This is a genomic window from Desulfocurvus sp. (assembly GCF_023230885.1).
In the GTDB taxonomy this organism is placed as follows: Bacteria; Desulfobacterota; Desulfovibrionia; order Desulfovibrionales; family Desulfovibrionaceae; genus Desulfocurvus.
Map to the genome: position 1 here is coordinate 1 of NZ_JALNWM010000129.1, position 9,429 is coordinate 9,429.

General features: G+C 72.8%; 8 protein-coding genes and 2 pseudogenes. 8 read left to right on the forward strand and 2 right to left on the reverse strand.

Annotated features, from left to right (window positions below; all coding sequences use genetic code 11):
• The 8 genes and pseudogenes from M0P34_RS10105 to M0P34_RS10140 all read left to right on the forward strand — a co-directional run.
• A pseudogene (locus M0P34_RS10105) lies at nucleotides 1–447 on the forward strand (3-deoxy-D-manno-octulosonic acid transferase); the annotation flags it as partial.
• Between the two features lie 5 nt (nucleotides 448–452).
• Nucleotides 453–1,196, forward strand: coding sequence for a 3-deoxy-manno-octulosonate cytidylyltransferase (gene kdsB, locus M0P34_RS10110; RefSeq protein WP_291498793.1), 744 nt, complete (start codon nucleotides 453–455; stop codon nucleotides 1,194–1,196).
• Complete coding sequence (gene carA, locus M0P34_RS10115; protein WP_291498794.1) at nucleotides 1,196–2,317, forward strand: glutamine-hydrolyzing carbamoyl-phosphate synthase small subunit; 1,122 nt, start codon at nucleotides 1,196–1,198, stop codon at nucleotides 2,315–2,317. Before kdsB ends, carA begins: the two co-directional genes overlap by 1 nt.
• Before the next feature lie 98 nt (nucleotides 2,318–2,415).
• A complete protein-coding gene (locus M0P34_RS10120; RefSeq protein WP_291498795.1) occupies nucleotides 2,416–3,234 on the forward strand; it encodes a tetratricopeptide repeat protein in 819 nt (272 codons plus the stop codon).
• A 681-nt stretch (nucleotides 3,235–3,915) separates the two neighbouring features.
• A complete protein-coding gene (locus tag M0P34_RS10125; protein ID WP_291498796.1) occupies nucleotides 3,916–4,530 on the forward strand; it encodes a winged helix-turn-helix transcriptional regulator in 615 nt (204 codons plus the stop codon).
• On the forward strand, nucleotides 4,527–5,621 hold the full coding sequence (locus M0P34_RS10130) for an N-acetylneuraminate synthase family protein (RefSeq protein ID WP_291498797.1): 1,095 nt from the start codon (nucleotides 4,527–4,529) through the stop codon (nucleotides 5,619–5,621). The genes M0P34_RS10125 and M0P34_RS10130 overlap by 4 nt, the downstream gene beginning before the upstream one ends.
• Nucleotides 5,618–6,601, forward strand: a complete 984-nt coding sequence (locus tag M0P34_RS10135) for a glycosyltransferase family 1 protein (protein WP_291498798.1) — start codon at nucleotides 5,618–5,620, stop codon at nucleotides 6,599–6,601. Before M0P34_RS10130 ends, M0P34_RS10135 begins: the two co-directional genes overlap by 4 nt.
• Entirely contained in the window at nucleotides 6,594–7,562 is a 969-nt protein-coding gene (locus tag M0P34_RS10140; protein ID WP_291498799.1) for a glycosyltransferase family A protein, read from the forward strand. The genes M0P34_RS10135 and M0P34_RS10140 overlap by 8 nt, the downstream gene beginning before the upstream one ends.
• On the opposite strand, the gene M0P34_RS10145 is transcribed toward M0P34_RS10140, so the two are convergent.
• Both M0P34_RS10145 and M0P34_RS10150 read right to left on the reverse strand, forming a co-directional pair.
• A complete protein-coding gene (locus tag M0P34_RS10145; protein WP_291498800.1) occupies nucleotides 7,514–9,208 on the reverse strand; it encodes a glycosyltransferase in 1,695 nt (564 codons plus the stop codon). The genes M0P34_RS10140 and M0P34_RS10145 overlap by 49 nt on opposite strands.
• 31 nt (nucleotides 9,209–9,239) lie before the next feature.
• Nucleotides 9,240–9,429 (reverse strand): annotated as a pseudogene (locus M0P34_RS10150) (UDP-glucose 4-epimerase GalE); the annotation flags it as partial.

Genomic DNA, 9,429 nt, shown 5'->3' on the forward strand with positions numbered 1-9,429 from the left:
AGGCTCGACTTTTGGCGCCGGACGTTGTATGAATGCGGGTTGCCGCCCGTCATGCGCTCGACCCTGGCCGCGCCGCCCGCCCCGGGATCGGTGGTCCTGTGGGACACCTTCGGGGAGCTGGCCGGGGCCTATGCCTTCTGCACGGCGGCCTTCGTGGGCGGCAGCCTGCGCCCCCTGGGCGGGCAGAATTTCCTCGAACCCCTGGCCCACGGCGTCGTGCCGGTCATCGGACCGCACTGGTCCAACTTCGCCTGGGTCGGCCGCGATATCGTGGACCAGGGCCTGGCCGTCGAGGTGGACGGCCCCCGGGAACTGGCCGGGGCCATGATCGCGGCCCTGGACCGCCCCCCCGCGCGCCAGGACGTGCGCGCCCGGGTGGCGGCCTATGTGGACACCCGCCGGGGCGGAACCCGGCAGGCCGCCGAACGCATCGCAAGCTACCTGTGAGCACCATGCCGCAACTGCCGCCCTGCTACGGAATCATCCCCGCGCGCTACGATTCCTCGCGCTTTCCGGGCAAGCCCCTGGCCGATATCCTGGGCCGGCCCATGTTCTGGCACGTCTACCAGCGCGCCATCCAGTGCCCGCTGCTGGGCCGGGTGGTCCTGGCCACCGACGACCACCGCATCTACAACGCCGCCTGCCGCTACAACGTGCCCGTGGTCATGACCGCCGCCACCCACGCCAGCGGAACGGACCGCGCCCTGGAAGCCGCCGAGCAGTTGGGCGTGCCCCAGGACGCCGTGGTGGTCAACATCCAGGGTGACGAGCCCCTGCTGGCCCCGGAAATGCTCGCCCAGCTGCTGGAGCCCTTCGCCGACCCGGCCATGCGCGTGACCACCCTGGCCGCGCGCATCGACGCGGCCCAGGCCGCCAGCCCCGACCAGGTCAAGGTCGTCTGGACGAAGCGCGGCAATGCCTTATATTTCTCCCGGGCGCCCATCCCCCACGACCGCGACGGGGAACCCGGCCCGTTCTGGGGCCATGTGGGGCTGTACGCCTTCCGCATGGACACCCTGCGGCGCTTCGTGGCCCTGGGCCCCAGCGAACTGGAAACGCGCGAGCGCCTGGAACAGCTGCGCCTGCTTGAAAACGACATCCCCATCTACGTTGTGCCCACCACCCACCGCACCTGCGGCGTGGACCGGCCCGAAGACGTGGACAAAGTCATCGCGAGACTCTCGGAGAACGCCTGATGAAAGCATTCCTGGCTCTGGAAGACGGCACCTTTTTCGAGGGCCTGTCCTTCACCGGCAAGGGCAACGCCCAGGGAGAGGCCATCTTCAACACCGGCATGAGCGGCTACCAGGAAGTGCTCACCGACCCGTCCTACGCGGGCCAGATGGTGTGCATGACCTACCCGCTCATCGGCAACTACGGCGTGAACCTCGACGACGTGGAGTCCGACCGCGTGTGGGTCGAGGCGTTCATCGTCAAGGAATGCTGCAAGACGCCGAGCAACTGGCGGGCCAGGAAAAGCCTGCCCGACTACCTGGCCGAGCACGGGGTCGTGGGCATCGAGGGCATCGACACCCGCGCCCTCACGCGCCACCTGCGCCTGCACGGCGCCCAGCGCGCCGTCATCAGCACCGACGACGCCACCCCCGCCGAACTGACCGAGCGCGCCAGGGCCATCCCCTCCATGGAAGGCCAGGACCTGGCCTCCCGCGTCTCGCCCGCCAGGCCCTACGCCTGGGCCGATGGCCGCCCCGCGCCCCTGGGGGACGGCGACCGCCCCTGGCGCGGCACCGGGCCCAAGGTCGTGGTCTACGATTTCGGCATCAAGTGGAACATCCTGCGCCTGCTCGAGGACCAGGGCTTCGACATCCTGGCCGTCCCCGCCGGGACGGCCGCCGGGCAGGTCGAGGCCTGGGGGCCCGACGCGGTGTTCCTGTCCAACGGCCCCGGCGACCCGGCGGCCATCGAAGGCGTGGTGGACACAGTGGCCCGGCTGGCCGACCGCTACCCCACGGCGGGCATCTGCCTGGGCCACCAGATCCTCGGGCTGGCCCTGGGCGGCAGGACCTTCAAGCTCAAGTTCGGCCACCACGGCCTGAACCACCCGGTCAAGGACCTGACCACCGGACGCATCGAGATATCCTCGCAAAACCACGGCTTCTGCGTGGACATCGCCAGCCTGCGGGACGTTGAGGTCACCCATGTGAACCTGAACGACCAGACCCTGGAAGGCTTCCGGCACACCAAAAAGCCCATCCTGGCCATCCAGCACCACCCCGAGGCCAGCCCCGGGCCCCACGACAGCCGCTATTTCTTCCACCGCTTCCGGGAGATGGTCCGCGAGCACGCGGGAGTCTAGACGCGAGGGCGGAAAACAGGCAGAACTTCCTGTAGGGCATGCCGGGACGCGGCAAGACGCGGCCCGGCGCGCCCGATACGACGGGGGAGGCGCGCAGCATGTCCAGCGAACTCATCAAGGCCAGATCGAAGATAGCCAGCATCAAGGGCTACCTGAAACAGGAGAAGCTCTACCCCGCCATTGTCTCGCTGCACGAGGCCATCGGCATCATCGTCCGCACCCCGCTGATCAAGCACGAGAAGGACGAGTTCTCGCGCAGCCTGCAAAACGCCCTGGACCTGCTGAACTCCGACGCGGGCTTCCGCAAAATGTGCCCCATGGTCCTGGCCTACGCCGAGGGCGAGGAAAAGACGCTGCTGGGCACCCTCAAGGAGCTGCTGGACGACCTCCAGGACTCGGCCGTGTCCGAGGCGCGCCAGATGCTCCAGGCCCTGGAGGACACCAAGCGCCAACAGCTCGCCCGCGGCGAGCAGCTCCTGGGCCAGGGCAAGGTCAAGGACGCCAAGTTCATCTTCAACAAGCTCGTCCTGCAATTTCCCGACGACACCGACCTCAAGTACGAGATAGCCGAACTGTTCCTGCGCCACGAGCGCAACCGCGAAGCCCTGCAATGGCTCACCGAGGCCCTGAAGGACTTCCCCGAATCCGCCCACCTCTACAACCGCGTGGCCATGGTCCTGCGCAAGATGGGCGAGTTCGAGATGAGCGAGAAGTACTACATGAAGGCCGTGCGCCTCTCCCATGAAGACGCGGGCCTGTTCTTCAACATCGGGCGGCTGTACATCGACTGGGAGCGCTGGGAAAAGGTCGACGAAATGGCCACCCGCGCCCTGGAGATCAACCCCGGCTTCGCCGAGGCGCGCAAGATGCGCGCCTTCGCCACGAAAAAACTCAAGAAGGCCGAAGGCCAGGGCTGACCGCGCGGCGCACCGTCCACGGTGCCCGCCGCCCCGGGGGCCGTCCCCCCCGGGCTCCGCATCCGCCCCGCCTTCGCGGCTCAGGCCCCGCCTGCCAGCCCGCGCATCTCCGCCCTTCCCTGTTCCCCTCCGCCGCCCCCTGCCCTACCTACGATTCCGCGCCCCCCCCCGCGACCTCGCGCCCACCCGCCCCGCGCCCGGCCCGGCCTTCCGCCCCGGACCCCGCGCATCCCGAAGCCCTTCGGCCCCCAATCCCGCATCTTCCGCACCCCGGGCCCTCCGTCCGTCCCGCGCAACCGCCGCCCCGACCCCGGCCGCCCCGCATCCCGGGTTTTTCCGCCCGCAGCCCCGGTTTCCTGGGGGCCCGGCCTTTCGCTGCCCCCCGGGCCGCAACACCCGCGCACCGGCCGATTCCGGGGCCGGACTATTCAGCAAGCTAACGGAATGGTCCAAAACCTCGCGGCAGAAAAATCAAGCCTGCCTGCCAACCCCCTTGGCTCCTGCAGGATTGAACTCCACAAAAAGGCATAAACTACAAGATATTATACAAAGGCCACAAGGCCACAAAGGTACGCCAGCCCGGATTGCCGCCATAGCCACGCCCGGCGCGCGGGTTTGACAATGGTCTGCGTCTTGCATAGAATCACTTGGCTACTGAACGATTTTGCCGGGAGGCTGCCCATGCTGCTCCACCAGGGCCGGTTCGTCCGGCCCAGCACCGCCCAGCGCACCCTGGCCCTGCTGGAGGCCCTGGCCCAGGAGCCGGACCTTTCCCAGTCCGTGCTGGGCGAGCGCACGGGCCTGTCTCCGGCCACGGTCAACGCCTACCTGCGCGACCTCCAGGAGCGCGGGCTGATCGACGCCCGGCCGGTGAACGGAAAAAGCTTCCGCTACGAGCCCACGCCCGCCGGCGAGGAAACCCGCCGCGCCCTCCTGGGCGACTATTGTGCCGAGGTCGTGCGCGGCTACACGGCCATCAAGGCCCTGGTACGCGCCAAGCTGGCCCGGCTGGAGGCCGCCGGACGCACACGCCTGGCCCTGTGGGGCGCGTCGGAAACCTGCGAGGTCGTCCTCGCGGCCCTCGGCAGCACGGGCCTGACCGTGCTGGCGCTGCTGGACAGCGACCCGGCCAAGCACGGCGGCGCCCTCGGCGGCCGGCCCATCCTGCCGCCCGAAGTGTTGCCCGGCCTGCGCTGCGACGCCGTGGTGGTCACATCCTTCGGGCGCGGCGACGACATCGAGGCCCGCCTGCGGGCCATGCCCGGCGCCGCCGGGCTGGAGGTGGTCCGCCTGTGAACGCGCAACGCCCCGTGCGCCTGGCCTCGGGCCGGGCCATCGGCCCCGGGCAGCCCTGCTTCCTGGTGGCCGAAATCGGCAACAACCACCAAGGCGACGAGGCCACGGCCCGGCGGATGATCGAGGCCGCCGCCGCCGCCGGGGCCGACGCCGTGAAATTCCAGAAACGCGACGTGCGCGCCCTGCTCACCGGCACCGCGCGCCGCGCGCCCTACACGGGGCCCAACAGCTTCGGCCCGACCTACGGCGCCCACCGCCAGGCCCTGGAGCTGCCCCTGGAGGCCCTGGCCCGGCTCAAGGCCCACGCCCAGAGCCTGGGGCTGGTCTTCTTCGCCTCGGCCTGGGACGCGCCCAGCCTGGACGGGCTGGCCGCCCTGGGAGTGGAGCTGCTCAAGATCGCCTCGGCGGACCTGCCGACCCTGCCGCTGCTGCGCCGCGCCGGGGCCCTGGGCCTGCCCGTGGCGCTGTCCACGGGCATGAGCACCCTGGACGAAATCGCCGCGGCGGTGGCCGAGCTGCAAGCCCGGGGCGCACCGCTCATCCTGCTGCACTGCAACTCCTCCTACCCCTGCCCGCCCGAGGACGCGGCCCTGCCCGTGCTGCCCCTGCTGGCCCGGCGCTTCGGCCTGCCCGTGGGCTACTCCGGCCACGAGGCCGGGCTGGCCCCCAGCCTGGGCGCCGTGGCCCTGGGCGCCTGCATGCTCGAACGCCACTTCACCCTGGACCGCACCCTGCCCGGCACGGACCACCAGGCATCCCTGGACCCCGAGGGTTTCGCCCGGCTGGCGGGCATGGTCCGCGAGCTGGAGGCCGCCATGCGCGTGACCGCCAAGACCGTGACCCCCGCCGAGCGGGCCACGGCGGCCAAGCTGCGCAAGAGCGTCGTGGCCGCGCGGCCCCTGGCCCCGGGCACGGTGCTCGGCCCCGGCGACCTGGCCGTCAAATGCCCGGGGACCGGGCTTTCGCCGCTGCACTGGGACGAGCTGCCCGGGCGGGTGCTGCTGCGCGCCCTGGAGGCCGACGAGCCGCTGGCCTGGGACGACCTGGCCCCGGAGGCGGGCCGGGCCGCCGGAAACGGAGGACGGCCGTGAACATCCTGATGATCGCCGTCAACGGCCCTGCGGGCACGGCCGTCGGCCTGGCCGACGCCCTGAACCGCCTGACGGGCCACCGCTGCCGCGTGGCGACGCTGGAGACGCGCTACAACCACGGCTGGCGCAAGGACCTGCATGTGCCGGACCTGGACGAGGCCGGGCTGGCGGAGCTGGAAGCCGCTCTGCGCACGGCGGACCTGTTCCACTTCCATATGACCGCCGACGAGCACCTGCACCTGGGGCCCTTCCTCCCGGCGGACTTCCTGCGCGGCAAGCTGGTGGTCCACCACCACCACGGGCACCCCGACTTCCGGGCCAACCCCGGGAAATACCGCGCGCGCTACGCCGAGCGGGGCAGGCGCAACCTGCTGGTTTCCACGCCCGACCTGCTGCGCCTGCTGCCCGGGGCGCGCTGGCAGCCCAACCCCGTGCCCGAAAAGGACCCGGCCTACCGCCCCGTGGAGCCCCGGCCGGCCGGGCGGCCCCTGGTGGCCCATGCGCCGACGCGCAAGGAGCTGAAGAACACCGACGACCTGCTGGCCGTGATGGCCGGGCTGCGCGCCGCGGGGCTGGACCTGGGCCTGGAGCTCATCGACGACGCGCCCCACGCGGAATGCCTGCGGCGCAAGGCCCGCTGCCACATGGTCTTCGACCACATGCAGGGCTACTACGGCATGAGCAGCCTGGAATCACTGGCCCAGGGCGTGCCCGTGGTGGCCGGGCTGGACGACTGGTGCGCCGGGCACATGCGCGAGTTCGCCGATTGCGGCCGGCTGCCGTGGATCGTGGCCCGCGATCGGGCGGCCCTGGCCGCGGCCCTGGCCCGGCTGGCGCGCGACCCCGAGGCCCGCGAGGCCGCCGGGCTGGCCTCGCGCCGCTTCATGGAGCAAAGCTGGTCCGAGGAACACGTCGTGGCGCGCCTGGAGGAGTTCTACGCCGGGCTGCGCCCGGACGCTCCCGGGGCGGGCCGTGCGTAGCGCCCTGAGCCCCACGGGGCTGGCCCTGGTGGTGCCCTGCCGCCACTGCGCGGCCTTCATCGGGCCCTGCCTGGACTCCATCCTGGCCCAGGACCACGCCCACTGGCGCCTGCTGGTGGCCGACGATGCCTCCACCGACGGCACGGCCGACGCCGTGCGCCCCTACCTGGACGACCCGCGCATCCGCTGGCGCAGTCTGCCCGCGCGCGCCGGGCTCATGGGCAACACCCGGGACGCCCTGGCCCGCCTGGACCCGGCCCCCGCGGAGGTCGTGGCCATCGTCGACGGCGACGACACCCTGCTGCCCGGGGCCCTCGCGCGGATCATGCGGGAGCACGCCCGCGGCTACGACGTGGTCTGGACGGACATGGAAATCGAAGGCCGCCGGGGCTCCACGGGCCGGGCCCTGCTGCCCGGGGTGCCCGTGCGCCAGCAGCTCTGGTGCCTGTCGCAATTGCGCAGCTTCAAGGGCTACCTGCTGCGCGGGCTGCCGCCGGACCGGCTGTGCGACCCCTCGGGCGGGCCCTGCCGCGCCGCTGGCGACCTGGCGCTGTACTTCGCGCTCATCGAGCGCGCGGGCGTGGCCAAGGCGTCCTTCGTGCCCGAGCGGCTCTACCGCTACCGCGAGCACGCGGGCAACAACTGCCGCGCCCTGCGCGCCGAGCAGCTGGACAACAACCGCCACCTGCGCGCCCTGCCCCCCCTGGCCATGCAAACGGAATTCTTCGACTTCACCGAGACCCTGACCGACCCCGACGGCAGCGCCCTGGACAAGCTCGGCCTGCGCGAGTTCGGCCAGGCCGTGCGCGAGCGCCACCCCCGGCCCCACAGCGTGCGCGTGCGCCACGTCATCCCCCGGGCCCTGGAGGATTCCTGGCGCGCCTACCACGGGCTATGGATCGCCGAGGGGGTCTATCTGGAGGGTGTGCCGCAGGACGCGGCCGCCCCGCAGTCCGACTGAGGGCGCGCAGCCAGGGAGCGCACCGCCCCGGCCAGGGCCGCGCCGCCCCGGGCGGCGAGCACGGAGTCGAAGCGGCCCCCGGCGCCCCGGGCCAGGGCCGCGCTCCGGGCCAGGGCCAGTTCCTCCAAGCCCTGGTGCAGGCGCATGGCCTGGAGGTTCACCAGCCCCAGCTCCAGCCCCAGGCGCCAGTCGCCGGGCTCGCGCAGCCCAAGCCAGGAAAGCACCGAAAGCCGGAACTCGCCCATCCCCGCATGGCGCGCGGCCACGGCGTCCAGGCGGCGCATGATCCCGGGGCGCCCGGGCTCCAGCTCGTTGGCCCACAGCAGGCATTCCAGGGCCGAGCCGGGCACGGTGCGCCCGGCGTCGAAACGCAGCCCGGGGCGTACGTCGAGCCCCGCGCGCTCGCACTCCCCGGCCCAGGCCAGCAGGAGTTCCACGGGGCTCCCGCCGCCCCGGTCGCCCAGCCCGCGCGCCCGGGCGTGGCCCAGCCAGAAGGCCCGGGCGAGGTCCGCCTCCCCGGCGCGCAGGGCCGCGCCCGACGCCGCGAGCCCCGCCTCCAGGTCGCCCGCGAAGCGCCCCGCGCCCAGGGCCGCACGCAGCAGGCGCACGAGCTCCCCGGCCTCCCCCGCGCGCAGCAGGGCGCGCACCAGCCCGGCAAAGGCCCAGGGCTCGGCCCAGCCCAGCGGCCCCAGGGCCGCCAGGATCGGCGCGGCCGGGCTTTGGACCATGCCGCCCTCGGCCAACAGGCCCACGGCGTCCCAGGCGTGCGCGTCGGCCCCGGCGCCCCGGGGCGCGCAGCCCGCGGCCCGCGCCGCAGCGTCCAGGATGGCGGCGCAGCGGTGCTCGGGCAGATGCTCGCGCCGTACGCGCTCCCAGGCTGCACGGCCCACGGCCTCGGCCCGCCGGGGCTCGGCCAGCAGCGCCCGCGCCAGGGCGTCCAGTTCGTGGATGTCCGCGAACTCGAACACCTCCACCCCGGGCTCGAACAGATGCCCCACCCCGCCCTCGGCGGCCTGGTTCAGGACCGCGCAGCCGCATGAGGCGGCCTCGAAAAGCCGAAAATTGATCTCGCTGCAGATGGCCTCGTTGGGCACCAGCCGCGTCTGGCCGTAGGCGTCGAGCATGGCCTCGGCGTCCAGGCCGTCCAAGTGCTCCAGGCCGTGGCGCTCCGCCAGGAGGCCGACCATGCGCTGGCGCGCGGGGCGGTGCGCCGTGACCCGGCCGACAAGGCACATGGGCCGCCCGCGGGCGGCCCAGGGCCGCCAGGGCCGGTGGGCCCCGAACCACGGCAGGTAGGCCACCCGCCCCGCGCCCAGGGCCTCCAGCCGCCGGACCCAGGGCAGCTGCGAGCACAGCACGGCGTCGAACTGCCGGGCGTAGGCCCGGTGCCACCAGGCGTTGAGGTGCACGTCGATGGCCCAGAACAGCTTGGGGCAGGCCAGTTCCCCCAGGCCCATGAGGATGGTGCGCGGCGACAGGCGCTCCACTTCGAGCACCAGCTCGGGCCAGGAGCGGTCCAGGCCGTTGGCCTCCAGCAGGCGCGGCAGGCTGCGCGGGCCCGGCTCCAGGGCCAGGGCCAGCACCTCGTGGCCCAGCTCGCGGAAGGTCCGGGCGATGATCCTCTGGTTGACGACGACGATGCGCATGGCGTTGCGGCCTCGGCAGGCGGAAAGGGGCTCAGGCCCTGGCGGCGTGCCAGCGCCAGGCCGTGCTGACGATGCTGTCCAGGTCCGTCAGGTCCGGACTCCAGCCGAGCACGGCGCGCGCGCGCCCGGCGGCGGCGACCAGGGCCCCGGGGTCGCCCGCGCGGCGCGGCGCGGGCTCGCACGGCACGGGGCGGCCCGAGGCGCGCTCCACCGCGGCCAGC